The following is a 26400-nucleotide window of genomic DNA, read 5'->3' as shown; positions in this document are numbered from 1 at the left end:
ATTTATTAGACACATGAACCCTTCTCTACAATCGGCCCCAATGTCTGCGCACGAACTCATCCCCGTTACTTTGACCGCCAATAGACGGATCCGTCCGCGCTTGCACCGGCTCACGTTCTACGCCGAGGCTTTCCGGACATACACTCTCTCCGGTCCCGATGAATTCTTTGGACTCGTCATGCCCCGAGCTGAACAAGAATTTACCCCCTTCCCCGTCGACGGCATAAACCTCCGCTCGGCTGTGAGCGCGATCGACGCGGAGAGGCGGCCGGACCTGCGCTGGTACACCATCCGCGCGCTCCACTCGGAGGAGGCCACAGTCGATGTCGACGTGGTGACACACGGTGATTCAGGACCTGGCTCGCGGTGGATTCGCCGCGCACAAGCCGGAGATACAGCGGGATTCTTCACCTGCAACGACCTGTGGCGGCCAACCGAGAAGCCACAACTTCTAGTTGCCGACGCATCCGCCCTGCCCGCGCTGCGGCACATTTTGGCCTACCAAGAAGACCATAACCCGGAAATGCTTCGGGCCACCCACGTTATGGCCGTGGTTACCAGCAACGACGAAGTAGAACCAGGCCTCGCAGCTAGATGGGAGGCGAGCGTACGCAGCCTGCGGATTATTCATACCCAACCGCACGAGGAGGCGGAGGCTGTCGTTGCCGCCCTGAGAGCGGACTATGCTGGTGCGCCGAGGCCAGGGTACGTATGGGCTTCCGGCGAGGGGAGGCTAGCAAAAAGCGTGCGAGGCCTCGCGGTGAATGAATGGGGCCTGGATACCACCGACGTCACGTGGGTTCCCTACTGGTTTTATGGCAGGGCCCGGCCGTAAAGAAGTCCTAAAACGACGAAGGCCCCCGCTCCGAACTCTAGGTTCGGTAGCGGGGGCTTTCTGCTGGCTAGGTTTTACTTAGCCTTCTCGATGATCTCAACGAGACGGAAGTGCTTGTCCTTGGACAGCGGGCGGGTCTCAGCGATGCGTACGAGATCGCCGATGCCTGCGGTTTCTTCCTCATCATGCACCTTAACCTTCTTGTTAGAGCGCATGATCTTGCCGTACAGGGCGTGCTGCTTGCGGTCTTCCAGCTCGACAACGATGGTCTTGGTCATCTTGTCGGATACTACGTAGCCGGTGCGAACCTTAGGAGCGCCCTTGACCTTCTCCTTCTTCGGAGTAGGTGCCTTCTTGGAATCAGTCACGTTAGCCTCACTCATGATTAAGCCTCAGCTCCCGGAGCAACGGACAGGCCCAGCTCGCGCTCGCGCAGAACGGTGTAGATGCGGGCAATGTCGCGCTTAACCGTGCCGATGCGGCGGTTGTTGGTCAGCTGGCCAGTGGCCTTCTGGAAGCGGAGGTTGAACAGCTCTTCCTTCGCATCCTTCAGGCGGGACTGCAGCTCAGCGTTGTCGAGCTCACGGAACTCGTGGGCGGGGGTACCGGTTGCCATTAGAACTGGTCCTCCTTCTTGATGATGCGGACCTTGCAAGGAAGCTTCTGGCCTGCACGGCGCAGAGCCTCAATAGCAACGGCCTCGGTTGGGTAGCTCATCTCGAAAAGTACGCGGCCTGGCTTAACGTTAGCCACCCACTTCTCGACCGGGCCCTTACCGGAACCCATACGAACGCCAAGCGGCTTCTGGGTCAACGGACGGTCCGGGAAGATGTTGATCCACACCTTGCCACCACGCTTGACGTGGCGGTTGATGGCAATACGTGCGGCCTCAATCTGACGGTTGGTGATGTACGCCGGCTCGAGAGCCTGGATAGCGTAATCGCCGAAGTTGATGCGGTTACCGCCCTTGGACACGCCGCGACGGTTCGGGCGGTGCTGACGGCGGTACTTAACACGCTTAGGAATCAGCATGGATTAGCCCTCCTGCTTCTGCTGTGCACGCTGGCGGCGCTGGCCACCGCGGCGGGAGCGACCATTACGGTCACGGCCACGGCCCTGTGCCGGAGCGTTCAGTTCGGACTCGCGTACGCCACCGACGACGTCACCCTTGTAGATCCACACCTTGATGCCGATGCGGCCGAAGGTGGTGTGGGCCTCTGCGGTGCCGTAGTCGATTTCGGCGCGAAGAGTGTGCAGCGGAACGCGACCCTCGTGGTAGCGCTCAACGCGGGACATTTCTGCACCGCCCAGGCGGCCGGACAGCAGAATCTTGATGCCCTTAACCTGTGGCTGGCGCATAGCGGACTGGATAGCCTTGCGCATTGCACGACGGAATGCGACGCGGTTAACCAGCTGCTCCGCGATGGAGTGAGCAACCAGGGTTGCGTTTGCGTCTACCTGCTTGACCTCGAGGATGTTGAGGGCAACCATCTTGCCGGTGAGCTTTTCCAGCTCGCGGCGGATGCGGTCAGCCTCAGCACCGCGGCGGCCAATCACGATGCCCGGACGGGCGGTGTGAATGTCCACGCGGACGCGGTCGCGGGTGCGCTCGATAACGACGTCGGCAATGCCGGCGCGCTCGAGGCCCTTGTTGAGGTAGTTACGAATCTTGATGTCTTCGGCTACGTAGTTCGCGTAGTCCTTATCGGCGAACCAGTGGGTCTTCCAGTCGGAAGTGATGCCCAAACGTAGGCCGTGAGGATGGATCTTCTGGCCCATTACTTGGCCCCTTCCTGCTGGCTTTCGACAACCACGGTGATGTGGCTGGTGCGCTTACGAATCATGAATGCACGACCCTGTGCACGCGGCTGGAAACGACGCATGGTCGGACCCTCGTTGGCATAAGCCTCGGAGATGACCAGGGTGCGTGGGTCGAGGCCGAAGTTGTTCTCAGCGTTAGCGGCTGCAGAAGCAACGACCTTTGCAACTGGCTTGGAAGCACCCTGCGGTGCGTACTTCAGGATAGCCAGGGCTTCGCTTACGGACTTGCCGCGGACCAGATCGAGCACGCGACGTGCCTTCATCGGGGTGACGCGGACGTAGCGGGCCGTGGCGGATGCGGAGGTGATGGTCTCACTCATCGCTTATCGACGTCCCTTCTTGTCATCCTTGACGTGACCCTTAAAGGTCTTGGTTGGTGCAAACTCGCCCAGCTTGTGGCCGACCATGGAATCCTCGATGAAAACCGGAACGTGCTTACGGCCGTCATGGACGGCGAAGGTGTGACCGATGAAATCGGGGAGAATGGTCGAGCGGCGAGACCAGGTCTTGATGACCTGCTTGGTGCCTGCATCGTTCTGAGCATCCACCTTGTTGAGGAGGTGCTCATCGACGAACGGGCCCTTCTTAAGGCTGCGTGGCATTGTTTACCTCCTCTTAGCGCTTCTTGTTCGGGCGACGACGGCGCACGATCATGTTGTTGGAGTAACGGTTCGGGTTGCGGGTACGACCCTCCTTGTGGCCCCATGGGGACACAGGGTGGCGACCACCCGAGGTCTTACCCTCACCACCACCGTGTGGGTGGTCAACCGGGTTCATAACGACACCGCGGACGGTCGGGCGTACGCCCTTCCAGCGCATACGGCCGGCCTTGCCCCAGCGGATGTTCATCTGCTCGGCGTTGCCAACCTCACCAACGGTGGCGCGGCAACGGATGTCCACACGGCGGATTTCGGAAGACGGCATACGCAGAACTGCGTACTTGCCTTCCTTACCCAGCAGCTGGATGGAAGCACCAGCGGAGCGAGCCAGCTTAGCGCCGGCGCCCGGCTTGAGCTCAACAGCGTGGATGATGGAACCGGTCGGGATATTGCGCAGCGGCAGGTTGTTGCCAACCTTGATGTCTGCGTTCGGGCCGGACTCTACGATGGTGCCCTGCTTCAGGCCCTTAGGGGCGATGATGTAGCGCTTCTCGCCATCAACGTAGTGAAGCAGTGCAATGTTTGCGGTGCGGTTCGGGTCGTACTCGATGTGAGCGACCTTTGCCGGAATGCCGTCCTTGTCGTTACGACGGAAGTCGATGAGACGGTAACGGCGCTTGTGGCCACCGCCGATGTGGCGGGTGGTGATGCGGCCGTAGTTGTTACGGCCACCAGTCTTGCTCAGCGGGCGCAGCAGGGACTTCTCCGGAGTAGAACGAGTGATCTCGTCAAACTCAGAAACGGAGGATGCGCGGCGACCCGGAGTTGTCGGCTTGTACTTACGAATAGCCATAATTCTTCCTTACTTCGTCTCCGTCTTAGGCCTGTGCGCCAAAGACGTCGATGGAGTCGCTGCCTTCACGGAGCGTCACGTATGCACGCTTGGTGGACTTACGCTGGCCGTAACCGGTGCGGGTGCGCTTACGCTTACCTGCACGGTTCACGGTGTTCACGGAGTCGACCTTTACGTCAAAGATCTGCTCTACGGCATCTTTAATCTGGGACTTGTTGGAGTCCGTGGAGACGTAGAACGTGTATACGTTCTGCTCCATCAGACCGTAGGACTTCTCGGATACAACCGGGGCGATGATGATATCGCGTGGGTTAGAAATCTTAGCCATTAGTTCTCCTCCTTATCCGCGCCGGTTGCGCGGTTGATGAAGGTGTGTAGCGCCTCAACGGAGAACACAACGTCATCGGAGTAGAGAACGTCGTAGGTGTTGAGCTGGCCAGCGTCCAGGATCTGAACGTTAGGCAGGTTATTAGCGCTACGACGAGCATTGATGTCCTCGCGGCCGATGACCAGCAGCACGTTCTTGCGCTCGGTCAGGGACTCGAGGAAGGCCTTGGCCGATTTGGTGGACGGCTTCTGGCCCGGTACGAGCTCTTCGATGACGTGGATCCGCTCGTTGCGAGCACGGTCGGACAGTGCACCGAAGAGAGCAGCCTTGATCATCTTCTTAGGGGTGCGCTGTGCGTAGTCGCGTGGCTGTGGGCCATGGACGGTGCCGCCACCGGTGTAGTGCGGTGCGCGGATGGAGCCCTGGCGTGCACGGCCGGTGCCCTTCTGACGGAAAGGCTTGCGACCACCACCGCGGACGTCGCCGCGGGTCTTGGTTGCGTGGGTGCCCTGGCGTGCAGCGGCAAGCTGAGCGTTAACAACCTGGTGCATCAAAGCAATGGATGCCTCGGTGTCAAAGATTTCAGCTGGCAGGTCTACAGAGCCGTTGGTCTTACCCTCGGAAGTGTGGACGTCTAGCTTGAGGTTGCTCATGCGTGTGCACCGCCCTTCACTGCGGTCTTAACGGTGACGAGGCCGCCGCGCGCACCAGGGATAGCACCCTTGATGAGCAGCAGGTTGGACTCGGCATCGATTTTCTGAATCTTCAGGTTCTGGGTGGTCACGCGGTCGTGGCCCATACGGCCAGCCATGCGCTTGCCCTTGAAGACGCGGCCCGGGGTAGCAGCGCCGCCGATGCCACCAACGCGGCGGTGAGCGGCCTGGTTACCGTGAGCTGCGCCCTGGCCTGCGAAGCCGTGGCGCTTCATGGCGCCGGCGTAGCCGTGGCCCTTGGTCTTGCCGGTGACGTCAACGAAGGAGATGCCTTCGAAGATGTCAACCTTGACCTCTTGGCCAACCTCGTATGCAGAGGTGTCGTCCATGCGGATTTCCGCAACGTGACGGCGCGGGGTTACGCCAGCCTTCTTGAAGTGTCCACCAACCGGCTTGTTTGCCTTGCGTGGGTCAATTTCGCCAAAGGCGATCTGGATGGCGCTGTAGCCATCGGTTTCGGGGGTGCGAATCTGGGTGACAACGCATGGCCCTGCCTCGACGACGGTAACCGGCACAACGCGGTTGTCCTCGTCGAAGACCTGGGTCATGCCGAGCTTCTTGCCCAGAATGCCCTTGATCTCGTTTTCACTCATTATTTGTTCTCCACCAAAGTCGCTTACTGGATGTTCACGTCGACGCTTGCCGGAAGATCGATGCGCATAAGAGCGTCAACGGTCTTCGGAGTTGGGTCGAGAATGTCGATCAGGCGCTTGTGAGTGCGCATCTCGAAGTGCTCGCGAGAGTCCTTGTACTTGTGCGGAGAACGAATAACTGCGTATACGTTCTTCTCGGTTGGGAGCGGCACTGGGCCAACTACACGAGCACCGGTACGGGTAACGGTCTCGACGATCTTCTTTGCAGAAGCGTCGATAGCCTCGTGGTCATAGGCCTTCAGCCGAATGCGGATTTTTTGTCCCGCCACGCTTATCCTCTTCCTCGCTTCCCCACTTTCACATTCCCGGCGTTTCCGGGGCGTGAAGCGGTGGGAAATTGCTTCTCGATTTCTCTATAACGTTGTCCGGGCTTGGGGCCTGACACAACGCCAGTGGTCTGACTGCCATGACGACCAAGAGTTGCGGTACATGGCAAGTGCCAGAACGCAGTGCTCTCGACGGGGTACAAGACCCGTAGTCAAAGTATTGTGAAGAGGACGGTTTTCACGCATTACACGTGGTGAGTGTCCAATTCGTCTACTGCCGCTGTTTATTTGCCATGCCCCTTCTCCGGTCCATCTTCTCGGGGTGTCACTGCTCTAACGCGGACCTAGCCCGATTGGATGACCTTCCAGTCAATGCTTCAGGTTTTCCTGAAGCATGGCGACAACGAAGGTGTCATGTTCGCTTTACCAGCTCAGCGTCTCCCCGAGACTCATGCTTGGCGACGTCCGCCGCCATCACCGAACCTCGGTTCTCGCTGCCCTGTTAAAGCAACCTTTGTATTTAAGCATGTTGGGCTGCGGTTTTTCAAGCCGCGTATTAAACCGTGCCAAAAATCACGTTTTGGAAAATTTTGTTGCCTCGCACCCCACACTCGGCTGAGAAGTATCTAAGCTCGGAGGTAATGGCTGTGGACTCTTTGTCCTGCCTAGATAGTTGAATATCGCGTTCATGCATCACCCAATAGAGAAAGGCTCACTCGCCCATGTCTGAAAACAAGACCCCTGCACAAAACTCTGACAACCAGGTTCCTGCTTCCGAGGAGCGCGAGGTCAATAACAACCTGGAAACCCAGTACGGCACCACCACCATCGATGATGTCGTGGTGTCCAAGATTGCCGGCATCGCTGCCCGCGAGGTTTCCGGCGTGGATTCCCTGGGTGGCGGCGGCGCTCGCATGATCGGCAATATCCGCGAGTCCTTCGGTGCTTCTGAAGACGTCCGCCAGGGCGTGGACGTAGAGGTAGCAGACGGGAGCGCTCGCATCGAGGTTGCCATCACCGCTGAGTACGGCGTGGCCATCCACGAGCTCGCCGAGGCCATCCGCCGCAACATCATGAATGCCGTTGAGCGCATGACCGGCCTGAGCGTCGAGCGCGTCAACGTTGTTGTTCACGACGTAAAGCTGCCGAAGGATGAGTCCGAAGGGGAAGACCAGGCTGCTTTGAACCAGGGTCAGGCTTAAGCCCAATGCCTGAGCCCCGAGCACGTTTTGAGCTCGAGGTAAGCCATGCCCGCGCTATTGCGGAGGCAGTCCAGAAGGTGCGCGGCGTCGCCGCGCTCGACGGCGGTTCGTTCGGTTCGGTCAGTTTGTACCTACCGGGCGAGCGCATCGTCGGCATGCGCCGGCCCGACCCGCGCGATGATCGCCACCTGCAGATCAACATTCGCGTTGATGTCAGCGCCGCGCCGGACCTTTATGCCTTGGCAGAAGATATTCGGTCCGCCGCCCGTGGGGCTTGTCCCGAACTGCAGCGCATTGACGTTGAGTTTTCTGACGCCGTAGATGGCTTATCCGCTGCTCCATCGAAGGAATAGATATGAAGAATTACACCACTTTGGGCATCATTTCCGGCCTTATTCTTGCCTTCTTCTTGTACCTAGGCTGGGGTCCTACTTTGCTCGCGGTACTTCTTGCCGCAATCGGCGGCATTGTGGGTGCACACTTTGATGGCCGTATTGATCTCACTTCTGTGTGGAATGGCCTCATTGGTAAGGAGAAAGGCCAAGGTTAATGACAGATAGTTCCACTCAGGGCCACACGCGTATCTCGCTGCGGACCATGGAACACATCGTTGCCGCCGCGATTGCTAGCGTGCCCGGCACCAAGGCTATAGAGGCCAAGCTAGCGGGCATCGGCGGCCGCGGTTTTCCACGGGCCTCGGTCCAAATGGACCCAGAGCGCGAGGTAGCAGCCGTCAACGCCACCATTGGCGTGGTGTGGCCTTCGCCGGTCACCACGGTGGCGGAACATACTCGTGCCGCCATCTCGGAAGCCATCGCGGCGCACACCGGTTATTCCACCACGCGCGTCAACGTCACCGTCGGCGGTTCCGTTCCGGGCAATCGAGTAACTGCCGCCGAGGTGGAGCAGCGCCAGATCGCTGCTGCCGTCGCGCCCCACATCACGCCCTCGCCGGTATGGCAGCCGGTCACTGCGGAGTCGGTGAATGTACGCAGCATTGCCACACCGCAGGAGGTACCGGTGCGCACCATCGCCGCCCCGGCCACCGGTGTCGCGGTGCGGTCCGTGGACACCCCGCGCGAGGCCGAGGTACGCAACATTTCCGCTGACCTCCCAGACCACCAGCTGCGCGAGGTGACGTCCCCGAGCGACCACACGGTGCGACCGATCAGGGAACCCAAGCCGGTCCGCGTGCACAGCGTGGCTGCACCCCGCCCAGCCAGGTTGATCCCTAGTGGGCAGGTTCGTCCACTGGCACGAAAGGTTCAGGTAGCAACTCCTCGGCCGCAGCCGCTGCGCGAGATCGAGATTCGCCACGAGTGGGCTCCGCGCCGCGTCGAGGCCCCCAAGTCTGCTCCTGCGCGCGCGGTAAAGGCCCCGCGGCCACAACCGCTCAAGCGCATTGAGGTCAGGCCGGCAAATCCTCGGCCGTTGCACGTCGATGCGCCACGACCCGAGCCCCTGCGCGCCATTTCCATTAACCCGTACCGCCCACAAGGAGGCAATAATGGCTGATCAGCACATGCCTGAACACTTTGGGCAGCAGCCGAAGGCGTCTCCGGCGGCGCGTACTTGGGCCGTAATCCTTGGGCTCCTACTGCTCGCCGCGGGCGTCGTCGGCGTGCGCGAGACGTGGCTGGTGGGCTCCGGCTCCGATGCCCAGTCCTGGGTACAGCCGGTGCTTAATCTCATTGCCACCGAAGAGCTGCAGACGTGGATGATTTGGGCCGGCGTTGCCTCCATTGTCGTAGGCCTAATTTTCCTCTTCGCAGCAGTGAAGACGCGCCGCACCACGCACATGCAACTTGCCTCCGATACCGCGTCCATGTGGATGCGACCGGTAGATATCGCCCGCCTCTCGTCGGCTACTGCTCGCCGTGTTCCGGGCGTGGCCTCGGCGCAGACCTCCGCGGATAGCAAGACGGCCAAGGTCACCGTTAATGGCGATACGGACGATGCGGAGCTGCAGAGCCGGGTGGAGACGGCGGTAACACGCTGCCTGGCCCACCTCAAGAACCCGCCGCAGGTCACCGTAGCTGTAGAGAAGATTCCGGAGTTGGATAACAATGTCTAGAAAACTTGCTACCTTTGACCGCATCCTGCTGGGCCTGCTGGGAATCATCCTCATCGCTTTGGGCGTGTGGCCCATCTTGATCCACTTCAACGTGGAGTTTGCAAAGTACTTAGCCCTGTGGGTGGACCACGATACGTGGAAGAGCTTGGCGGACAATGACTGGTGGGTATGGGCGCTGGCCGGTGGCTCCGCACTGCTACTTATTCTGGGACTGTGGATTGTGGTGGCTAACCTGCGCCACCGCCGTTTCAACAATGTGGAGTCCGCTTCTTCCAATGACAAGGGCTCTATCACGACCTCGATGAACGCTATCGCCGGCGCCGTGGCCCAGGATTTGGATGGAGTCAAGGGCGTAGACCACGTAGAGCGCCTTGTGGCTTATGACCGCGCGCGGCCCACGCTGCAGTACACGGTGACGGCAAATCCAGACACTCCGGTGGAGCGCCTTACCGCTGCGGTTGAAACCAATGAGCGCGATTTCCGCGCAGCGTTTCCCGACGCCGATTTGGACACCATCTACAAGCTGCAGTTCAGCAAGGTAGGTCCGATGAAGGACCTATCCGAATAGCGGGTTCGGAGTCTCCGCCACCAAGACCTCCTGAACAGCCCCAAGGCGGGCCGACTCGCCGCCCCCGAGGATCAATTCCAGTTCCTCGCCGGGGCGGCATTTTTCTATACGCTGCCAAGAGTAGTCCTGGCGAGTTACGCGGCGGTTCTCCTTAGCAAATAGGTGCAGCCCATGATCGAGCACACCGATGGCCGCTGCGAAGCGAAGAATAAAGACGAAATCACCCAAATCCTGCCGCTTCAGGCCATTAAGGTCTGGGCGCTCGACACTCAGCCGCATGAGACTTGAGACCACGCCAAAGCGGTGTTCAAAGCCCTCGGTATCCCGGATGGTAAATGGGCGGCCAGGGCCCGTAGAGCGAATGGACTCATAGGCCCACACCACGGGCTGGGTATCGGGGCGGCGCACAATGATGTGAGTAGGGGTGGCGGTGATGCGGTAGGTGGGGGCGTCGGCAAGCACGAGCCATTCCCCTTCCACAATGCGGCCGCCCTCCAGGGGAAGCAAGGGCGGGTGCACGCCCGCCTGGCGCTCCAATTCCGCAACGAGTTCGGCGTCGGTGGTGCCCCATCCAATGCCTTGATTAGCCAGCATGGCAAAGAAAGTGGGAAGGCTGAGGTCGGGCTGGCCCTCCCAGGCGCGGCGGAGGGACTCAAGCGTGGGATCGATGCGGGTGGGGTCATCCATATCCGCCAAGATTACCCAGCACCGGCGCCGGTCCGGCAGCCGGGGCCGAGAGGAGAATTTTCACCCCCGAGTTAATTTCATTCAATTAAATAAATACTATAAGTGTTCAACAATCTCGAGTCACATATCGCCTGCTCACGATGCATTTATTGCAGATTTTTCCGCCCTAGCTACGTTCAGTAATACCTGTCGTATTATTGGGGATTTATGTCACGGGGTGGATTTGATTGTGTTCTGCATAACATATTATTAGATTAGTCACATACAACGTTTTGCTCGTTGGATACACCTTTGCACCCCGTTTCCTGCTTAACCGCGCACGGAGAATCTCTATGACTAAATATCTGATCAAAAAGACCTTGGGCTGGTTACTCATGATCTTTTTGGCTACCAACCTCGCCTATCTCTTGGCGGCCAGCTTCTTGGACCCACGGTCCAACTACACTGGCCGACGCCCACCACTTTCGCCGGAGGAAATCAATAGCCTCCTCGAGCCCTATAACCTCAGCCCCGATACCCCACTTGTGCAACGCTGGTGGACCTGGCTGACCAATATCCTCACCAAATGGGACTGGGGCCAATCCCCGGTAGGCGAGGTGGTGAATTCAGAAATTAGCTACCGCATCTGGGTTTCCGCGCAGCTGCTTTTACTTTCCACCATTTTGTCCATTCTCATCGGCGTGGCTGTGGGCGTCTACACCGCTTCGCGCCAGTACAAAACTGGTGACCGCATCTGGCAGGGCATTTCCATCATTGCGATGAATACCCACGTGGTCGTGGCGTCCATCGCCGTGGTGTGGGGTGCGCTCAAGATCAACGAGCTCAGCGGCAAGAAAATTTTCTACGTCGTCGGCTCCCATTCGCTAGACGTGGAAGGTTTCTTTCCCAAGCTGGTGGATTCCGCACAGCACTTGATTCTTCCCACCATTTCATTGGTTTTCATTAGCTACGCCAGCTATCACATGACCCAGCGCACCTTGCTGCTGGATAACTTGGATGCGGACTATGTGCGCACCGCCCGCGCTAAGGGCTTGACCCGCCAACAGGCGATTCGCAAGCACGCACTGCGCACCTCCATCATCCCGGTGGCAACCTCGGTGGCTTTTTCCATCCCGGGCATCTTCACCGGTGCGGTGATGACCGAGCGCATCTTTGGCTGGAACGGTATGGGCCAGTACTTCATCGAGACCATTAGCAAGAACGACGTCAACGGTGCAGCTGCCGTCGCTGCCTTTGGCGCCGCCATGACAGCTATCTCCGCTGTATTGGCGGACTTGGTTGTCGTCGCGCTTGATCCACGAGTGAGGGTGAGTTAAATGACCCCATCTAAAGACCGCAACTATTTCAAGCAGGAACCGCGCGGGGAAATCACCGCACACAGCGAGGTCACTACGGGAGATCCCTTCTCCCCGGCCGAGGCCGAGCAGGTAGCCACCCTAGAGCAAATGCCCCGTGGCACCTCGCGCTACAAGCTGTACCTGCGCCGCTTCTTCCGCAATAAGCTCGCCACCCTGGGCCTTATCATCCTGGCTTTCTTGGTCCTTGCGGCACTTTTTGGCGGCTTCTTTGCCAAGTGGGACTACACCGAGCCGGACTTCCTTGCACTGTCGGAACCGCCGAGCCCCGAGCACTGGTTTGGCACGAATGACACCGGCAATGACCTTTATGCCCAGACCATTCACGGTTTAGGCAGGTCCCTGACCATCGCCATCGTGGTGTCCCTGGCTACCTTGGTCATCTCCGCGTTCATTGGATCCGCTGCAGCCTTGTGGGGAGGCATCGCCGAAAAGGCGGTGCTGGCCGTCATTCACTTCCTGCTGTCCATCCCTACTTTCCTGCTCATCGCACTGGTAGTCGCGGATTCCGGCGGCGACTGGAAGCTGCTCATCGTCGTACTCATCCTCTTTGGCTGGATGTACCAGGCCCGCGTGATTTGGTCGCTAGCGCTTACGGTGCGCGAGCAAGACTACGTCCGCGCGGCGAGCTACATGGGCGTGTCCAAGCTGCGCACCATCGTGCGCCACGTCATTCCCAATATTGGTTCGCTACTCATCATCCAGTTCGTCTTCGGCGTGGTGGGCACCGTGGGCTCGGAGACTGCCCTGTCCTTCCTGGGGTTGGGCGTCAAGCTTCCCGACGTCTCCCTCGGCACCCTCCTGCAGGGCGGCACCGCCGCCGTGCAATCCTCCCCATGGCTGTTCTACTTCCCTGCCGCAACCTTGACCTTGCTCACCGTGTCCATGGCTTTCATTGGCGATGGCCTGCGCGATGCGCTCGACCCCAACTCGAATTCCGGAGGTAAAGCATGACCTCGCCCGTCTTATCCGTCAAAGACCTGCGCGTAAACTTCCCGTCCGAAGCCGGATCCGTCTCCGCGGTCCGTGGCGTAGATTTTGATCTCTACCCTGGCCGCACGCTCGGCATCGTGGGCGAATCCGGTTCCGGTAAGTCCGTGACCTCCATGTCCATCATGGGGCTCCTGCCGGACTACGCGAAGATCACCGGGTCCGTAAAGTTCGACGGCCGCGAGCTGCTCGGCCTCAGCGACAAGCAGATGTCCGAGATCCGTGGCAACGGCATTGGCATGATCTTCCAGGATCCGCTCTCCGCGCTCACCCCGGTCTTCGATATTGGATCGCAGTTGGTGGAGGCAATTCAGGCCCATAGGGACGTCGGCAAGAAGCAGGCCCTCAAAGAGGCCACGGAGCTGCTCGACCTCGTGGGCATCCCCGATCCGCACCTGCGCCTAAAGTCCTTCCCGCATGAGTTCTCAGGCGGCATGCGCCAGCGCGTGGTCATTGCCATCGCAATTGCCAATAATCCGCGCGTGCTTATCGCCGATGAGCCCACGACCGCCCTGGATGTAACCATTCAGGCGCAGATTCTGGACGTCATTAAGCTCGCCCAGCGCGAAACCGGCGCCGCCACCATCATGATTACCCATGACATGGGCGTGGTGGCAGAAACGGCCGATGATGTCATGGTCATGTACGCCGGCCGCCCCGTGGAGCGCGGCGATGTGGATACCATCTTCTCCCAGCCCCGCATGCCTTATACCGTGGGCCTGCTCGGCTCCACGCCGCGCCCGGATGTGTCGGCAGAAGAACCGCTCACGCCCATCGTGGGCAGCCCGCCGGTGCTGGTGGACCTCAAGCAGCGCTGCCAGTTTGCCCCGCGCTGCCCCGTGGCGCAGCCCGCCTGCTCCGATGGTGAGCCGCCGCTTATCCCGCTTGACGACGCCCCCTCGCACCAGAGTGCCTGCCTGCGCGCCCCCGAGATCCACGACCGTAAAATCGGCGGCGAGCTCATGTTTAAGCCCCCGCAGCTCGCGGAGGACGTCATGGCCGGCATCCCCCGCGAGGAGCGCCCCACCACCTTGGAGGTCACGGACCTGCGCAAGGAATTCCCACTTACTAAGGGCGCGCTGGTCAAGCGCCGCGTGGGCACGGTCAAGGCAGTGGACGGCCTCACCTTTGATATTCGCAAGGGCGAATGCATGGCCATCGTGGGCGAGTCCGGCTGCGGCAAGACCACCACCCTGCTGGAAATCATGGACTTAAAGCCCGAAAACGGCGCAATCGTGCTCAACGGGAAGGACGCGGCCGGGATGAGCAATTCCGAGCGCCGCGAGGCCCGCAAGGACATCCAAATTGTCTTCCAGGATCCCATGAGCTCCCTCAACCCGCGCCTGACCGTGCGCGAGGTCATCGCCGAACCACTCAACTCCCTAGGCTACGACGGCGACGTGGACGCCCGCGTGAACGAGCTCATGGGCCTTGTCGGTTTGGACTCCTCCCAGCTGGATCGCTTCCCCAGCCACTTTTCCGGCGGACAGCGCCAGCGCATCGGCCTCGCCCGCGCGCTGGCCACGAACCCTTCGGTTTTGGTCTTGGATGAGCCCGTCTCCGCGCTCGACGTCTCCATCCAGGCCGGCGTCATCAACCTCTTGGAGGATCTCAAGCGGAAGCTGGGCCTGTCCTACCTTTTCGTGGCGCACGACCTGTCCGTGGTGCGCCACCTTTCAGACCGGGTGGCCGTCATGTACAAGGGTCAGTTTGTGGAGTCTGGGCCAACCGATGAGATCTTCGAGAACCCCCAAGCCGACTACACCAAGAAGCTCCTGGATGCCATTCCGATTCCGGATCCGGAGGCTGCCCGCAGGCGACGCAACCCCGGTCCGGCACAAGCCTCACCAATTTCCCAAAAGTGACCCGCTACACAGAGCGCGTTATATATAGTAAACCTCACACCTGAAGAGCTGCGGCAGCTTCCCCCGCTACCGCAACCTTCACCTTCCTCTCACTCAAGGAGAAACCCCACCATGAAAAAGTTCACCCGCTTCCGGATTGCTACCGTAGCTACCCTCTCCGCCGCAGCCCTCGCCCTCACTGGCTGCGCCGCCAACTCGGACGGCGACTCCACCAAGGCAGTCGGCGGCCTCGACATCGAGGTTAATCCGGCTGGCGACTACAACGAAAAGTCCCGCGTCGAGCTCAAGGACGACGGCGAGCTCACCCTCCCCCTCGATGAACTCACTGAGCAGCAAAACACGTTCCACGCCAACATGACCGCCGATACCCGCAAGGTCTGGGGCTGGTACAACCCACAGCTTGCGCTGTATGACGGCGAGGGAAACTACACCCCAAACCCCGACTACATCGATGATGTCAAGGAAGACAAGAAGGGCGAGAACACCGTCGTCACCTTCAAGATCAACAAGGATGCCACCTTCAACGATGGCACGCCCATTGACTGGAAGGCCTTTGAAAATACCTGGCGCTTCAACAACGGCAAGGATGAAGACGTCCAGGTAAACGCCACCGATGGCTTTGAGCGCATTACCTCTGTGGAGAAGGGCGCTACCGACAAAGACGTCGTTGTCACCTTCGATGGCCCCTACCCGTGGTGGCAGGGCCTCTTCAACGAGCTTCTCCACCCCGCCATCGACAGCCCAGAGAAGTTTGACAAGGCGTATCTGGGCAAGCTGAACCCGCAGTATGGCGCCGGCCCGTTCAAGGTAGAAAACGTGGACTTCAAGGGCGGCACCCTCACCCTCGTGCCCAACGAGAAGTGGTGGGGCGATAAGCCGAAGCTGAAGAAGGTAAGCTTCCGCGTCATGGAATCCCAGGCCACCATCAACGCTTTCCAAGCCGGCGAAATTGATGCCGCCGGTGTGGCCGATAAGAACAGCCTCACCATTGCCGGCGAGATGGGCGATGCCATCGACATCCGTGCCGCACTACGCCCCGCCAACGTCATCTTCACCCTCAATTCCAAGGCACCACAGCTCAAGGACGAGGACGTACGCCACGCCGTCTTCTCCGCCATCGACCGCGATCAGCTGGCCGAAATCCGCTACAACGGCCTGGGTTACGAAGAAGAGATGCCGGGATCCCTTACCCTCTACTCCACCCAGGAGGGCTACAAAGACAACGTCAAGGACGTCATCAAGTTTGATCCTGAGCAGTCCAAGAAACTCCTAGAGGACGCCGGCTACCAGCAAGGCGACGATGGTATATACGCTAAGGACGGAGAAAAGCTCTCCCTGCGCTATATCCTCATCGGTGACGATGAAGTGTCAAAGTCCCTCGCCGCAGCAGTGCAAAAGATGCTCAAGGACGTCGGCGTTGACCTCAAGATCGAAGAGCGCCCTTCGTCCGAGTTCTCCAAGGTAACCTCGGAGCGAGATTTCGACCTATTCCTTTCCGCATTTGCCTCCTCTGACCCGTTTGGCGTCGCTTACTTTGGCCAGACCTACGCCAGTGATTCCACGCTGAACATGTCGAGCACCGGCACCAAGGAATTCGATAAGAAGATTGAGGAGCTGCAAAACCTGCCGACCAAGGACGAGCAGATTGAGCGGGTCAATGAACTCGAGTCGGAGGCCTTTGGCCACTACGGCATCCTTCCTTTTGCCAACGGTCCACAGATGGTCGGCGTGAAGAAGGGCCTGGCCAACTATGGCGCCAACGGCTTCGCCATCCTCCCCAAGGAAGATATCGGCTGGGAGAAGTAGAAGCGCTAAAAGCCCCTAGCGCAATACGCTAAAGCCTCCCGCGGCATCCCGAACAGTCTATGCCGCGGGAGGCTTTCTTCTGCCCGCAAAATTCCACGCAGGCGGCATTAAAAACTCGCGGTAGCTCTGCGCGTGGCCAGAGATCAAAAAATCCGCCCCACCCGTAGGTGGAGCGGACTCTTTAAAGCTCTACTGAGCGGTTACGGGGTATCGATTACTCGATAACCTTGGTAACGCGGCCAGCGCCGACGGTGCGGGAGCCCTCGCGGATAGCGAAGCGCAGGCCCTCGTCCATAGCGACCGGCTGGATGAGCTCAACGGACATCTCAACGTTGTCGCCAGGCATAACCATCTCGGTGCCCTCTGGCAGGTTAACAACACCGGTAACGTCAGTGGTACGGAAGTAGAACTGCGGGCGGTAGTTGTTCATGAACGGGGTGTGGCGGCCGCCCTCTTCCTTCTTCAGGACGTAGACGGAACCCTCGAACTTGGTGTGCGGGGTGTAAGCGCCCGGCTTGATAACAACCTGGCCACGCTCGACGTCCTCACGCTTGGTACCACGCAGAAGCAGACCACAGTTGTCGCCAGCCTCGGTGTAGTCCATCATCTTGCGGAACATCTCGATACCGGTAACGGTGGTGGTCTGGGACTTCTCCTGGATACCGATGATCTCAACGTCCTCGTTGACGTTCAGACGGCCACGCTCAACACGGCCGGTAACAACGGTACCGCGGCCGGTAATGGTGAAGATGTCCTCGATAGGCATCAGGAACGGCTGGTCGGTAGCGCGCTCCGGATCCGGGATGGAGTTGTCGCATGCTTCCATCAGGTCAACGACGGACTGTACCCACTTGTCGTCGCCCTCGAGAGCCTTCAGAGCGGAGATGTGAACGATAGGAGCTTCCTCATCGTAGTCCTGCTCTGCGAGCAGCTCACGGATCTCCATCTCAACGAGCTCGATGATTTCCTCATCATCAACCATGTCGCACTTGTTCAGTGCAACGAGGATGTAAGGAACGCCAACCTGGCGAGCAAGCAGAACGTGCTCGCGGGTCTGCGGCATCGGGCCATCGGTTGCAGCAACAACCAGGATAGCGCCGTCCATCTGAGCAGCGCCGGTAATCATGTTCTTGATGTAGTCGGCGTGGCCCGGAGCGTCAACGTGTGCGTAGTGGCGCTTCGGGGTGGAGTACTCAACGTGGGAGATGTTGATGGTAATACCGCGCTCCTTCTCCTCAGGAGCCTTGTCGATCATGTCGAACGCGAATGCCTCGTTCTCCTCAGGGTACTGGTCAGCCAGAACCTTGGTGATCGCTGCGGTGGTGGTGGTCTTGCCGTGGTCGACGTGTCCGATGGTGCCGATGTTCACATGCGGCTTCGTACGCTCGAACTTCTCCTTTGCCACTGTATGTCCTCCTGGACTATATGGTGGCTACGACCTTCGCAGCCACGTGGTTGACAGTTGTCATTGGCACCCGACCCACAGTATGTGGGGCAAAGCGCTAATGACGCTTTCTTTACGTGCCAGTTACACGATCCTAGATTTATGTCGCGGTTTTTTCAAACCGCCGTTATAGGAGGTAACCCCGCGAAAAATCGCGGCCATTTCCCTCGACAAGAATCTTTGAAAAGGATCCTGGGAGGGTAACGGCCGGCTCAATTCACAACTTAGAGGCCTAAGCTGCAAACTCAGCCCGCCGCTACCCTGGCCCAGTTGTCCCGCCCCGCGGCGGGTCTGGCATCTACTGGCGAAGAGTACCAGCCCGACTAAACCGCGGAGAAGACGGGGCTAGCGCTTAGTTAGCGCCGCCGGTGCGCTCCTCGATGATCTCCTGTGCCACGGAGGAAGGAACCTCTGCGTAGGAATCGAAGACCATGGTGAAGTTTGCGCGGCCTGCGGTGGAAGAACGCAGGTCACCGATGTAGCCGAACATCTCGGACAGCGGGACCTTAGCCTTAACAACCTTCGCACCGGAGCGGTCTTCCATAGCGAAGACCTGGCCACGACGGGAGGAGATGTCACCGTTAACGGTACCCATGTACTCCTCAGGGGTAACGACCTCAACGGCCATCATCGGCTCGAGCAGAACCGGCTTAGCCTTGGCCATTGCTTCCTTGAAGACCTGGGAGCCGGCCAGCTTGAAGGCCATCTCGGAGGAGTCGACGTCGTGGTAAGCGCCGTCTTCCAGGGTGGCCTTGATGTTAACCATCGGGAAGCCTGCCAGGTAGCCGTACTGCATAGCGTCCTGGATACCAGCGTCAACGGAAGGAATGTATTCCTTCGGAACGCGGCCACCGGTAACGGCATTCTCGAATGCGTAGGTTGCGGACTCGCCCTCTTCCAGGGTTTCTGGGTCCGGGTTGTACGGCTCGATGGTGCAGATAACCTTTGCGAACTGGCCGGAGCCACCGGTCTGCTTCTTGTGGGTGTATTCCATGGACTCAACCTTCTTGCGGATGGTCTCACGGTAAGCAACCTGCGGGTTACCGATATTTGCCTCGACCTTGAACTCGCGCTTCATGCGGTCAACCATAACGTCGAGGTGGAGCTCGCCCATGCCGCCGATAACAGTCTGGCCGGTCTCTTCATCCAATTCAACGGTGAAGGTTGGGTCCTCAGCAGCGAGCTTCTGGATAGCGGTACCCAGCTTCTCCTGGTCAGCCTTGGTCTTTGGCTCAATGGAAACCTTAATAACTGGATCCGGGAAGTCCATGGACTCAAGGATGATCTGGTCATCCTTGTCACACAGGGTGTCACCGGTGGTGGTTTCCTTCAGGCCGATAACCGCGTAGATGTTACCTGCGTCAGCCTGCTCAACAGGGTTCTCCTTGTTGGCGTGCATCTGGAACAGCTTGCCGATGCGCTCCTTCTTACCCTTGGTGGAGTTCATAACCTCGGTGCCCGGCAGAACCTGACCAGAGTAAACGCGGACGAAGTTGAGCTGCCCGAAGAACGGGTGTGCAGCAACCTTGAAGGACAGTGCAGAGAACGGGGACTCAACGGAAGGCTTACGCGTAACCTGCTCATCCTCGTCGCCGACAGCGTGGCCGACAACCTCGCCAACATCGAGTGGGTTCGGGAGGAAGTCAACGACAGCGTCGAGAAGCGGCTGGACGCCCTTGTTGCGGTATGCGGTACCGCAGTAAACCGGGTAAACCTCGGTGTTGATGGTCAGTTTGCGGATGCCGGCCTTGAGCTCCTCAATGGTCAGCTCCTCGCCGCCGAAGTACTTTTCCATGAGTTCTTCGTCGGACTCAGCAACGGTCTCAACCAGCTTCTCACGGTACTCTGCAGCCTTGTCCTTGAGGTCTTCTGGGATTTCCTCGTAGGTAGGCTCAGCACCGGTCTCAACCTTGCCACGCCAGGTAATTGCCTGCATGTTCAGCAGGTCAACCACGCCGTCGAAGTCATCCTCAGCGCCGATAGGCAGCTGCATAACCAATGGCTTAGCGCCCAGGCGGTCAATGATGGTCTGAACGGTGAAGTAGAAGTCAGCGCCTAGCTTGTCCATCTTGTTAACAAAGCAGATACGCGGAACGTCGTACTTAGCAGCCTGACGCCACACCTGCTCGGACTGTGGCTCAACGCCTTCCTTGCCATCGAAGACAGCAACAGCGCCATCGAGAACACGCAGGGAGCGCTCGACCTCAATGGTGAAGTCAACGTGACCCGGGGTGTCGATGATGTTGATCTGGTTGTTGTCCCAGAAACAGGTCACGGCAGCGGAGGTAATGGTGATGCCGCGTTCCTTCTCCTGTGCCATCCAGTCAGTGGTGGAAGCACCGTCGTGGGTCTCGCCCACCTTACGGTTGATACCGGTGTAGAAGAGAATACGCTCGGTGGTCGTCGTCTTACCAGCATCGATGTGGGCCATGATGCCGATGTTGCGGACCTTGTTCAGGTCCTTAAGCACTTCTTGTGCCACGTTTATACCCCAACTTAATAGTCGTCGACGCCGTGACCAGGTTTCTGGCTATGACGCCTGCATGGATAAGGTCATGTAAATTTTTGCCACTATTTGGCCGTCCTCGGGGCAGCCTGCCCCTAGACTTCCATCGCTTCAGTGTACTGGACACTCCACGATGCCGCTGGACTGGGCAGGTATACCGCCCAGAGATCACACCCATTAGGGCAAAAAATGGCCCAAGCAAGAGATATGGAGTTTTGTGTTGCCGCGGCAGGAAAACTGCCGGCAGCCAGCGCGAAACTTGTTTCTCGTTGCTTGGGCCATTGATGTGGGTGCTGAAATTACCAGCGGTAGTGGGCGAAGGCGCGGTTGGCCTCTGCCATCTTGTGAGTATCCTCACGACGCTTAACGGAAGCGCCGAGGCCGTTGGAGGCATCCAGGATCTCGTTTGCGAGACGCTCGATCATGGAGTTCTCGCGACGCTGGCGGGTGAAGGTCACCATCCAACGCAGTGCCAGGGTGTTAGCGCGGTCAGGGCGAACCTCAACCGGCACCTGGTAGGTAGCGCCACCGACACGGCGGGAGCGAACCTCGAGGTCTGGGCGGATGTTACCCAGTGCCTTTTCCAAGGTGCCAACCGGATCGGTACCGGTCTTCTCGCGGCAAGCCTCGAGAGCGCCGTAAACGATGCGCTCTGCGGTGGACTTCTTGCCATCCTGGAGGATCTTGTTGACGAGCATGGTTACCTGCTCGGAGTTGTATACCGGGTCCTTGACTACAGGACGCTTCGGAGCAGCATTCTTACGCATTGTTTATTACTGTCCCTTCTTTGCGCCGTAACGGGAACGTGCCTGCTTACGGTCCTTGACACCCTGGGTATCCAGAGCGCCGCGGATGATCTTGTAACGAACACCAGGAAGGTCCTTCACACGGCCGCCGCGAACGAGGACCATGGAGTGCTCCTGCAGGTTGTGGCCCTCACCCGGAATGTAGGCGGAAACCTCGATACCGGTGGTCAGGCGAACACGAGCAACCTTACGCAGTGCGGAGTTCGGCTTCTTAGGAGTGGTGGTGTACACGCGGGTGCACACACCGCGACGCTGCGGGGAACCCTTCAGCGCAGCGGTGGAAACCTCTTTACGCTTATCGTGGCGGCCCTTGCGGACCAGCTGCTGAATAGTTGGCATTTAACAGTCTTTCTGTCGAATCGCACCGAGACCAATAGAAAGGAACCAAACATGCAAAAATGGGCGCTCTTTCCCGGGGCGCTACCGCATGTCCAGAACTCTTTCCAAGGCTGGTGCCTTGTTAAGGATCAGACTCTTCACCGCGCGCCATTATGACGCGCATAGTGAACTGAGGTTTAGAGTAGCAAACCGACCGCGCTTTATACAAAACGCGGTCGGCGGCTTCTTCCTGCTAGGACCATTCCCAGACCAGGTCCGCCGCGGCGGCCTTGGTGGCAAAGTAGCCCTTTTCCTGTTCCTCCCACGTTTCAAACCACTGCTCGTAGCCAGGCTCGCGGGCGATGGCGCGTTCGCGGCGTTGGTCACGGGGGCCGTCGATAAGCACGCTCACTACCACTCCCCTCTCCTTGGCCGCGGCAATATTGGCGGCGGTTACCGAGCCCACGCCTTCCACGATGAGATCATCGCGCACATCCAAGCTGGCCCAGTCCCCTGGGGCGCCTGCTTCCCAGTCCCAGCGCCAATAGCCGGGGTTCATGGTGCGCAAAACCTGCTCGGCCACCATATCCGAACCCTTATCCAGGCCATGCCAGCCGGGATAGAACTCATCGAGGTGCACTACCCGCCAATTGGTGCGCTCGGCCAGCGCGGCGGAGGTCCAGGTTTTGCCGGCGCCCGAGGGGCCGTCGATAAGCACGGTCACTGGCTTGAAGGCGCGCTTTCTGGCTGCGGCCAGCTTGACGATGTCCTCTAAAAGGCGTTCTTGTTGGCTATCAAAGTCCATGGTCGCTCAATCACTGCTTTCGCGGTTTATAGGCCGAAGAATCTCCAGGCCCCAGTGAGTACCGAAACTACCACCGGTACGAAAGCAAGGACGGCGCCGCAGGCCATAATCCACCCATCGTGGGCGCGCAGCCGCGACTCACGTGCCCACGAGCGCTTCCCACCTCCAGGCGGGGTACGGCCGAAACCACGCGCCTCCATGGCGGTTGCCAACTTGCCACCGCGGCGCAGCGCAATAACCAGAAGGCCAAAGGACATGGTCAGCAGATGCTGCAGCTTGCCGACGTCCGTCAGCCCCCTCGCCCTGCGCGCCATCCCCAACGACTGCCAATCGGACTGGAAGAGCGTCATCATGCGCACACCCGCCACCGCACCAACAACAAAGCGCGAGGGCAGCTTGAGGATCTGCGAGAGCGCATCGCCTAATTCGGTTGGATCAATATCACGGGCAAGTACCACCATGGGCAACGCTACGGCGAAGACGCGCAGGGTGATGGCGATAGCGAGAGTAAGCGAATTTTCGGTGACATGGATAAGCCACCAGTGGAAGTATTCGGTGCCGCTGGGTTCACCATAAAGAAGCATTGAAATGCCGGAAATCGGGGCAACCAAGAAAAGGAACCATCCGGCTTTAAAGACTCGCCCCCACGATACCCCGCATAACGGGGCGAAAATCAGGGTGAGCGCTAATGATACCGCTGCCGAAACCCAGTCAATAGATGCCAAAATGGGAGTGACCCAGATAAACATCAAAAACACTCGCGTCAACGGATTGGCCCCGCGCAAAAGGTTAGGCACCCTCCACCTCCACATGGTGGTCCCCTAAAGCCTGAATAAACAAAGGGTCGTGAGTAATGGAGGCGACGGTGGTACCACCATCGGCTAGCTCGCGTAGCAAACGCACCAGCTCCACAAAGGTTTGCGGGTCCTGTCCAAAAGTAGGCTCGTCAAGGAGCACTACCTCAGGTGAGGTAACCAACGCAGTTGCCACTGAAAGGCGGCGCTTCTCGCCTCCTGAAAGCGTGAAAGGATTAGCCTCCAAAAGGTGTTCTAAGCGCAAGGAATCCACCAATTGCGCTATGCGCTCTTCCGGTGGCTTTACTCGCATGACCTTTGGTGCTACGCGCAGCTCTTCCGCTACCGTGCGAGAAACGAACTGGTGCTCCGGGTTTTGGAATACGAATCCAATACGGTCTGCCAGCTCACGAGACTTCCACCGAATCGGCGGCCCCTTGACCCCACGGCGCACATAGTCTGCCACACCGATCTCGCCGGAGATGGCCGGCAGCAAGCCCGCCATGGTCATCAACCATGTCGATTTTCCTGCACCATTAGGACCTGTGATCACAGTCGAAGCGCCCGCCGGCAGAGAAATCGTGCGCGGTGGGCCGAAGCGAGTAACCAAATCCTTGCTCCACAGAGCAGCGTCGCCTTCCCCAGCTGCACCATCGCCCAACTCGCGGGCCTGGGGGAGCCCTTCGACACGGCGGTGCCGTGCTACTTGCTCAAAGGATCCATCGGCCACGATGCGCCCATGCGCAATTTCCACGGCTCGGTCAAGCAGTCCTTCCCAGGTCGAATGTTGGTGCTCTACCACCACGAGGGTAGCCCCAGTCTCTTCTACTAGTTCAGAAACAGCCCGAACCACATCGCGTGCGCCGGCAGGGTCAAGATTGGCAGTGGGCTCATCAAGCAGCACCACACCGGCACCCATAGCGATTACCCCCGCTAAAGCAAGGCGTTGCTTTTGCCCACCAGATAGGCGCCCGGTGGGAAAATCCATATCCACGAACGGGCCGACCAGATCCTTGGCCGCGGCTACACGGCGCCAAATCTCTTCCCTCGGATACGCTAGGTTCTCGCAGCCGAAAGCAATATCATCTCCCACCCGAGCTGAGATAACCTGCGAGTCTGGATCCTGCAGCACCAGTCCTACGGGAATGGAATGGCCCGGTTCTTCCACCGCGCCAGTGGAATCTTCCAAAAGGATCTCTCCGGCGCGGGTTCCCTCTTCATCAGAGCCCAGCACCCCGGCTATAGCAGCCAGGAATGTGGACTTTCCGGATCCAGAGTCTCCGCAGAGCAATACCCGCTCGCCCGGCTCAATAACCAGGTCAATATCCGCTAACGCCGGCTGGGTGCGCCCTGCATGCCTCCAGCCAAAACCGCGGGCGGTTATTTTCGTGGGCCTTCCCGCCAGAGTGGAAAAGTCAGTCACAGTGTCAACACGCCCTAAGCGCGCTGTTCACGGCCCGCGGCGAAACGATCCAAGGCGCCTGTCTTCGCCAGCGCCTTCACCACAAAGTAGCCCAAAGCACCGGCCAGGATAGCACCGGAGATAGTCAGCGTGACCAAATAAATCATCTGGAACTCGAAGGAGCGAGCCAAGTTACCGGAAAGGAATAGCTCAAGAATAAAAGCACCCCAGCCTGCCGCCATGCCAGCTAATACCGACGCACCAAAGCCAAACTTGCGGTACAGGAAGATAGCCAGGATGATTTCCACGCCGAGACCTTGTGCCAAACCGGAATACAAGGTTTCAATGCCCCACTGGGAACCCAGCACTGCGGACACAGTAGCCGCTAGGACCTCAACGTATACAGCCGCACCCGGCTTGCGGATGATAAGGCCACCCAGCACGCCACCAATGAGCCAAATGCCGGTGGCTATGCCGCCCAATCCCGGGGTAATAGCATCCATTGCTTGGAACCAGGCATAGCCCACTGCGTTCCACCCCAAAAATACAAAGCCGCAAGCTACACCCAGAACAGATGCAACCACGATATCGACCACGCGCCAATTCAAACTGCGCTTCGGGGCAGCGGACGCACGTGTAGTAGACATTATTTTCCTCCCTCTCGCCGGCATTATCCGGATCAGGTTCTACGGTTCACCGCGCATATAGCGGCATCTCAGCCTCTATCTGTCCATAAGACATTGATTCTTTGTACAGGCAGAAGCACCCGTGAGTTGTACAATTATCGTTCTTTAGCATTCGCCATGGTGGCGTACCTGACTAAAGACTGTGTTAATACTAGCAAGCGCCATTAGCTCCCCTCCCCCATTGGTCGCCCGATGCATAACACACGACTGCTTTGGAGCAACAGGGCCGACTTTTGGTCTGCCGACTATCCAGCAAACCGCCCCCTGATGCGACCTGGACTACCTCCTACACAGCTAACCCAGTCATTCCCAAAACTTACCGAGCAACCAATTACTTCCGCGAAGCTCTAGGGACCCCAGGAAACAGGGCTCTCAATAAGTGTAGCGACTCAACCAATCTATCTAGTCGAAAGCCTCAACCTTTAGCTAGCAAAACACAACGAATGGCCGTTAGCACCAGCGATCCCTATGGATTCAACTGGGCCAACGGCCATTCCCGTTCCCTAGAAGGTTGGGAAGATTACGCCCTTCCCATGGCGCACAGGTGCGGGACTTTAAGTAGCCCCACTCCCACGATTACTTGGAGGAGCTGGAGGAGCTGGAGGAACCAGCGCCTGGAGCACAGGAGTTGATAAGCAATCCCAGTGCAAGTGCGCCAGCTGCCGCGAGAGCAATTCCGCCACCGATGCGGCTAGCCTCTGGGCTAACCTTCTTCAACATCAGGTTAATCTGGTTAGCCTGCTTTGCAAGCGGGCCATTGTAAATACCCAGCTGCTTCTGCAGTGCGACATTCTGCTGACCCAGCTGACGGTTGATGCCATCAATCTGTGCAGAGACCTGCTTTACCAGCGGGGAGAAGCCCGGAATGTTCATCTGCGAAGCCAGACCAATCGGCAGCAGGAACAGTAGCGGCAAGCCAAGGCCTGCAGCAGCCGGTGCACAGCGCTCCCAATCAATATTGGAAGAGCCACCCGGGATGCTGGAGCCGCCATCGCTGGAACCGGAGTTGTCCTTAGGCTCGCCG

The 26400-nt window shown here is 59.0% G+C and carries 32 protein-coding genes and 1 riboswitch; of the genes, 11 read left to right on the top strand and 21 right to left on the bottom strand.

What is annotated here, in order from left to right; genetic code table 11:
• Positions 1 to 40: 40 nt before the first annotated feature.
• Positions 41 to 835: a siderophore-interacting protein gene (locus QKD99_RS09890; RefSeq protein WP_347951352.1), complete on the top strand. Its 795-nt coding sequence runs from the start codon at positions 41 to 43 to the stop codon at positions 833 to 835.
• A gap of 74 nt (positions 836 to 909) precedes the next feature.
• On the opposite strand, the gene rpsQ is transcribed toward QKD99_RS09890, so the two are convergent.
• The 11 genes from rpsQ to rpsJ are packed head-to-tail and all read right to left on the bottom strand — an operon-like array spanning position 910 to position 6071.
• Complete coding sequence (gene rpsQ, locus QKD99_RS09885; RefSeq protein ID WP_049378865.1) at positions 910 to 1218, bottom strand: 30S ribosomal protein S17; 309 nt, start codon at positions 1216 to 1218, stop codon at positions 910 to 912.
• 2 nt (positions 1219 to 1220) lie between these two features.
• Positions 1221 to 1451: a 50S ribosomal protein L29 gene (gene rpmC, locus QKD99_RS09880; RefSeq protein ID WP_005322842.1), complete on the bottom strand. Its 231-nt coding sequence runs from the start codon at positions 1449 to 1451 to the stop codon at positions 1221 to 1223.
• On the bottom strand, positions 1451 to 1867 hold the full coding sequence (gene rplP, locus QKD99_RS09875; RefSeq protein ID WP_005322843.1) for a 50S ribosomal protein L16: 417 nt from the start codon (positions 1865 to 1867) through the stop codon (positions 1451 to 1453). Before rplP ends, rpmC begins: the two co-directional genes overlap by 1 nt.
• A gap of 3 nt (positions 1868 to 1870) precedes the next feature.
• Entirely contained in the window at positions 1871 to 2614 is a 744-nt protein-coding gene (rpsC, locus tag QKD99_RS09870) for a 30S ribosomal protein S3 (RefSeq protein ID WP_023027807.1), read from the bottom strand.
• Positions 2614 to 2976: a 50S ribosomal protein L22 gene (rplV, locus tag QKD99_RS09865; protein WP_005276938.1), complete on the bottom strand. Its 363-nt coding sequence runs from the start codon at positions 2974 to 2976 to the stop codon at positions 2614 to 2616. The genes rpsC and rplV overlap by 1 nt, the downstream gene beginning before the upstream one ends.
• A gap of 3 nt (positions 2977 to 2979) precedes the next feature.
• Positions 2980 to 3258 carry a 30S ribosomal protein S19 gene (rpsS, locus tag QKD99_RS09860; protein ID WP_005276936.1) on the bottom strand — a complete coding sequence of 93 codons (279 nt, stop codon included), beginning with the start codon at positions 3256 to 3258 and terminating at the stop codon, positions 2980 to 2982.
• Positions 3259 to 3271: 13 nt separating this feature from the next.
• The gene (gene rplB, locus QKD99_RS09855) at positions 3272 to 4108 is read right to left on the bottom strand and encodes a 50S ribosomal protein L2 (RefSeq protein WP_204610252.1); all 837 of its coding nucleotides are present in this window, start codon (positions 4106 to 4108) and stop codon (positions 3272 to 3274) included.
• A 25-nt stretch (positions 4109 to 4133) separates the two neighbouring features.
• Positions 4134 to 4436 (bottom strand): 50S ribosomal protein L23, encoded by a 303-nt coding sequence (gene rplW / locus QKD99_RS09850; protein ID WP_005322846.1) that lies wholly within the window; start codon positions 4434 to 4436, stop codon positions 4134 to 4136.
• The gene (rplD, locus tag QKD99_RS09845; RefSeq protein ID WP_005322847.1) at positions 4436 to 5089 is read right to left on the bottom strand and encodes a 50S ribosomal protein L4; all 654 of its coding nucleotides are present in this window, start codon (positions 5087 to 5089) and stop codon (positions 4436 to 4438) included. Before rplD ends, rplW begins: the two co-directional genes overlap by 1 nt.
• Entirely contained in the window at positions 5086 to 5742 is a 657-nt protein-coding gene (gene rplC / locus QKD99_RS09840) for a 50S ribosomal protein L3 (protein ID WP_238800390.1), read from the bottom strand. The genes rplD and rplC overlap by 4 nt, the downstream gene beginning before the upstream one ends.
• A 23-nt stretch (positions 5743 to 5765) precedes the next feature.
• Complete coding sequence (gene rpsJ / locus QKD99_RS09835; RefSeq protein ID WP_003848085.1) at positions 5766 to 6071, bottom strand: 30S ribosomal protein S10; 306 nt, start codon at positions 6069 to 6071, stop codon at positions 5766 to 5768.
• 719 nt (positions 6072 to 6790) lie between these two features.
• Between rpsJ and QKD99_RS09830 the strand changes: the two genes are divergently transcribed.
• The 6 genes from QKD99_RS09830 to amaP are packed head-to-tail and all read left to right on the top strand — an operon-like array spanning position 6791 to position 9912.
• Positions 6791 to 7270 carry an Asp23/Gls24 family envelope stress response protein gene (locus QKD99_RS09830; RefSeq protein WP_347951351.1) on the top strand — a complete coding sequence of 160 codons (480 nt, stop codon included), beginning with the start codon at positions 6791 to 6793 and terminating at the stop codon, positions 7268 to 7270.
• A gap of 5 nt (positions 7271 to 7275) precedes the next feature.
• Positions 7276 to 7623 carry a hypothetical protein gene (locus tag QKD99_RS09825; RefSeq protein WP_347951350.1) on the top strand — a complete coding sequence of 116 codons (348 nt, stop codon included), beginning with the start codon at positions 7276 to 7278 and terminating at the stop codon, positions 7621 to 7623.
• 2 nt (positions 7624 to 7625) lie between these two features.
• Entirely contained in the window at positions 7626 to 7820 is a 195-nt protein-coding gene (locus QKD99_RS09820; RefSeq protein WP_005322852.1) for a hypothetical protein, read from the top strand.
• Positions 7820 to 8785 (top strand): Asp23/Gls24 family envelope stress response protein, encoded by a 966-nt coding sequence (locus QKD99_RS09815; RefSeq protein ID WP_269954329.1) that lies wholly within the window; start codon positions 7820 to 7822, stop codon positions 8783 to 8785. The genes QKD99_RS09820 and QKD99_RS09815 overlap by 1 nt, the downstream gene beginning before the upstream one ends.
• Positions 8778 to 9344: a DUF6286 domain-containing protein gene (locus QKD99_RS09810; protein WP_269954328.1), complete on the top strand. Its 567-nt coding sequence runs from the start codon at positions 8778 to 8780 to the stop codon at positions 9342 to 9344. The genes QKD99_RS09815 and QKD99_RS09810 overlap by 8 nt, the downstream gene beginning before the upstream one ends.
• Positions 9337 to 9912 carry an alkaline shock response membrane anchor protein AmaP gene (amaP, locus tag QKD99_RS09805; protein WP_347951349.1) on the top strand — a complete coding sequence of 192 codons (576 nt, stop codon included), beginning with the start codon at positions 9337 to 9339 and terminating at the stop codon, positions 9910 to 9912. The genes QKD99_RS09810 and amaP overlap by 8 nt, the downstream gene beginning before the upstream one ends.
• Here amaP and QKD99_RS09800 read toward each other — a convergent pair.
• Entirely contained in the window at positions 9901 to 10599 is a 699-nt protein-coding gene (locus QKD99_RS09800) for a hypothetical protein (protein WP_347951348.1), read from the bottom strand. The two genes, amaP and QKD99_RS09800, sit on opposite strands and share 12 nt — an antisense overlap.
• Before the next feature lie 332 nt (positions 10600 to 10931).
• Between QKD99_RS09800 and QKD99_RS09795 the strand changes: the two genes are divergently transcribed.
• The 4 genes from QKD99_RS09795 (at position 10932) to QKD99_RS09780 (ending at position 16615) form a co-directional block, all read left to right on the top strand.
• Positions 10932 to 11915 (top strand): ABC transporter permease, encoded by a 984-nt coding sequence (locus tag QKD99_RS09795; protein ID WP_023020541.1) that lies wholly within the window; start codon positions 10932 to 10934, stop codon positions 11913 to 11915.
• Positions 11916 to 12908, top strand: a complete 993-nt coding sequence (locus QKD99_RS09790) for an ABC transporter permease (protein ID WP_347951347.1) — start codon at positions 11916 to 11918, stop codon at positions 12906 to 12908.
• Positions 12905 to 14809 carry an ABC transporter ATP-binding protein gene (locus QKD99_RS09785; protein ID WP_347951346.1) on the top strand — a complete coding sequence of 635 codons (1905 nt, stop codon included), beginning with the start codon at positions 12905 to 12907 and terminating at the stop codon, positions 14807 to 14809. The genes QKD99_RS09790 and QKD99_RS09785 overlap by 4 nt, the downstream gene beginning before the upstream one ends.
• 111 nt (positions 14810 to 14920) lie before the next feature.
• Positions 14921 to 16615: an ABC transporter family substrate-binding protein gene (locus QKD99_RS09780; protein ID WP_347951345.1), complete on the top strand. Its 1695-nt coding sequence runs from the start codon at positions 14921 to 14923 to the stop codon at positions 16613 to 16615.
• A 214-nt stretch (positions 16616 to 16829) separates the two neighbouring features.
• On the opposite strand, the gene tuf is transcribed toward QKD99_RS09780, so the two are convergent.
• The 9 genes from tuf to QKD99_RS09735 form a co-directional block, all read right to left on the bottom strand.
• The gene (tuf, locus tag QKD99_RS09775; RefSeq protein ID WP_284766029.1) at positions 16830 to 18020 is read right to left on the bottom strand and encodes an elongation factor Tu; all 1191 of its coding nucleotides are present in this window, start codon (positions 18018 to 18020) and stop codon (positions 16830 to 16832) included.
• 391 nt (positions 18021 to 18411) lie between these two features.
• Positions 18412 to 20541, bottom strand: a complete 2130-nt coding sequence (fusA, locus tag QKD99_RS09770) for an elongation factor G (protein WP_269954323.1) — start codon at positions 20539 to 20541, stop codon at positions 18412 to 18414.
• Positions 20542 to 20864: 323 nt separating this feature from the next.
• Positions 20865 to 21332 carry a 30S ribosomal protein S7 gene (rpsG, locus tag QKD99_RS09765; RefSeq protein ID WP_005322865.1) on the bottom strand — a complete coding sequence of 156 codons (468 nt, stop codon included), beginning with the start codon at positions 21330 to 21332 and terminating at the stop codon, positions 20865 to 20867.
• 6 nt (positions 21333 to 21338) lie between these two features.
• Positions 21339 to 21710 carry a 30S ribosomal protein S12 gene (gene rpsL / locus QKD99_RS09760; protein WP_005322866.1) on the bottom strand — a complete coding sequence of 124 codons (372 nt, stop codon included), beginning with the start codon at positions 21708 to 21710 and terminating at the stop codon, positions 21339 to 21341.
• A gap of 232 nt (positions 21711 to 21942) precedes the next feature.
• Positions 21943 to 22494 carry a hypothetical protein gene (locus tag QKD99_RS09755; protein WP_347951344.1) on the bottom strand — a complete coding sequence of 184 codons (552 nt, stop codon included), beginning with the start codon at positions 22492 to 22494 and terminating at the stop codon, positions 21943 to 21945.
• A 26-nt stretch (positions 22495 to 22520) separates the two neighbouring features.
• A complete protein-coding gene (locus QKD99_RS09750; protein ID WP_347951343.1) occupies positions 22521 to 23291 on the bottom strand; it encodes an energy-coupling factor transporter transmembrane component T in 771 nt (256 codons plus the stop codon).
• Complete coding sequence (locus tag QKD99_RS09745) at positions 23284 to 24711, bottom strand: ABC transporter ATP-binding protein (RefSeq protein WP_347951342.1); 1428 nt, start codon at positions 24709 to 24711, stop codon at positions 23284 to 23286. Before QKD99_RS09745 ends, QKD99_RS09750 begins: the two co-directional genes overlap by 8 nt.
• A 14-nt stretch (positions 24712 to 24725) precedes the next feature.
• A complete protein-coding gene (locus QKD99_RS09740; protein ID WP_347951341.1) occupies positions 24726 to 25337 on the bottom strand; it encodes an ECF transporter S component in 612 nt (203 codons plus the stop codon).
• Positions 25328 to 25470: riboswitch (TPP riboswitch) on the bottom strand. It overlaps the preceding gene by 10 nt.
• A 482-nt stretch (positions 25471 to 25952) precedes the next feature.
• Positions 25953 to 26400: hypothetical protein (locus tag QKD99_RS09735; protein WP_347951340.1), on the bottom strand; the 448-nt coding region annotated here is incomplete at its 5' end.

The sequence above is a fragment of the Corynebacterium sp. c3Ub_189 genome, from assembly GCF_039907195.1.
Lineage (GTDB): Bacteria > Actinomycetota > Actinomycetes > Mycobacteriales > Mycobacteriaceae > Corynebacterium.
Note: the sequence above shows the minus strand (reverse complement) of the source record. Positions and strands in the feature narration are given on the sequence as shown.

Coding starts and splice junctions, on each gene's coding strand:
- QKD99_RS09890 (WP_347951352.1), top strand. CDS start 41: ATGTCTGCGCACGAACTCATCCCCGTTACTTTGACCGCCAATAGACGG.
- rpsG (WP_005322865.1), bottom strand. CDS start 21,332: ATGCGTAAGAATGCTGCTCCGAAGCGTCCTGTAGTCAAGGACCCGGTA.
- rpmC (WP_005322842.1), bottom strand. CDS start 1,451: ATGGCAACCGGTACCCCCGCCCACGAGTTCCGTGAGCTCGACAACGCT.
- rplV (WP_005276938.1), bottom strand. CDS start 2,976: ATGAGTGAGACCATCACCTCCGCATCCGCCACGGCCCGCTACGTCCGC.
- rplC (WP_238800390.1), bottom strand. CDS start 5,742: ATGAGTGAAAACGAGATCAAGGGCATTCTGGGCAAGAAGCTCGGCATG.
- rpsL (WP_005322866.1), bottom strand. CDS start 21,710: ATGCCAACTATTCAGCAGCTGGTCCGCAAGGGCCGCCACGATAAGCGT.
- rplB (WP_204610252.1), bottom strand. CDS start 4,108: ATGGCTATTCGTAAGTACAAGCCGACAACTCCGGGTCGCCGCGCATCC.
- QKD99_RS09800 (WP_347951348.1), bottom strand. CDS start 10,599: ATGGATGACCCCACCCGCATCGATCCCACGCTTGAGTCCCTCCGCCGC.
- rpsQ (WP_049378865.1), bottom strand. CDS start 1,218: ATGAGTGAGGCTAACGTGACTGATTCCAAGAAGGCACCTACTCCGAAG.
- QKD99_RS09755 (WP_347951344.1), bottom strand. CDS start 22,494: ATGGACTTTGATAGCCAACAAGAACGCCTTTTAGAGGACATCGTCAAG.
- QKD99_RS09830 (WP_347951351.1), top strand. CDS start 6,791: ATGTCTGAAAACAAGACCCCTGCACAAAACTCTGACAACCAGGTTCCT.
- QKD99_RS09785 (WP_347951346.1), top strand. CDS start 12,905: ATGACCTCGCCCGTCTTATCCGTCAAAGACCTGCGCGTAAACTTCCCG.
- QKD99_RS09815 (WP_269954329.1), top strand. CDS start 7,820: ATGACAGATAGTTCCACTCAGGGCCACACGCGTATCTCGCTGCGGACC.
- rplP (WP_005322843.1), bottom strand. CDS start 1,867: ATGCTGATTCCTAAGCGTGTTAAGTACCGCCGTCAGCACCGCCCGAAC.
- QKD99_RS09820 (WP_005322852.1), top strand. CDS start 7,626: ATGAAGAATTACACCACTTTGGGCATCATTTCCGGCCTTATTCTTGCC.
- QKD99_RS09780 (WP_347951345.1), top strand. CDS start 14,921: ATGAAAAAGTTCACCCGCTTCCGGATTGCTACCGTAGCTACCCTCTCC.
- rplD (WP_005322847.1), bottom strand. CDS start 5,089: ATGAGCAACCTCAAGCTAGACGTCCACACTTCCGAGGGTAAGACCAAC.
- QKD99_RS09790 (WP_347951347.1), top strand. CDS start 11,916: ATGACCCCATCTAAAGACCGCAACTATTTCAAGCAGGAACCGCGCGGG.
- QKD99_RS09810 (WP_269954328.1), top strand. CDS start 8,778: ATGGCTGATCAGCACATGCCTGAACACTTTGGGCAGCAGCCGAAGGCG.
- rpsS (WP_005276936.1), bottom strand. CDS start 3,258: ATGCCACGCAGCCTTAAGAAGGGCCCGTTCGTCGATGAGCACCTCCTC.
- QKD99_RS09795 (WP_023020541.1), top strand. CDS start 10,932: ATGACTAAATATCTGATCAAAAAGACCTTGGGCTGGTTACTCATGATC.
- QKD99_RS09825 (WP_347951350.1), top strand. CDS start 7,276: ATGCCTGAGCCCCGAGCACGTTTTGAGCTCGAGGTAAGCCATGCCCGC.
- QKD99_RS09740 (WP_347951341.1), bottom strand. CDS start 25,337: ATGTCTACTACACGTGCGTCCGCTGCCCCGAAGCGCAGTTTGAATTGG.
- rplW (WP_005322846.1), bottom strand. CDS start 4,436: ATGGCTAAGATTTCTAACCCACGCGATATCATCATCGCCCCGGTTGTA.
- amaP (WP_347951349.1), top strand. CDS start 9,337: ATGTCTAGAAAACTTGCTACCTTTGACCGCATCCTGCTGGGCCTGCTG.
- rpsC (WP_023027807.1), bottom strand. CDS start 2,614: ATGGGCCAGAAGATCCATCCTCACGGCCTACGTTTGGGCATCACTTCC.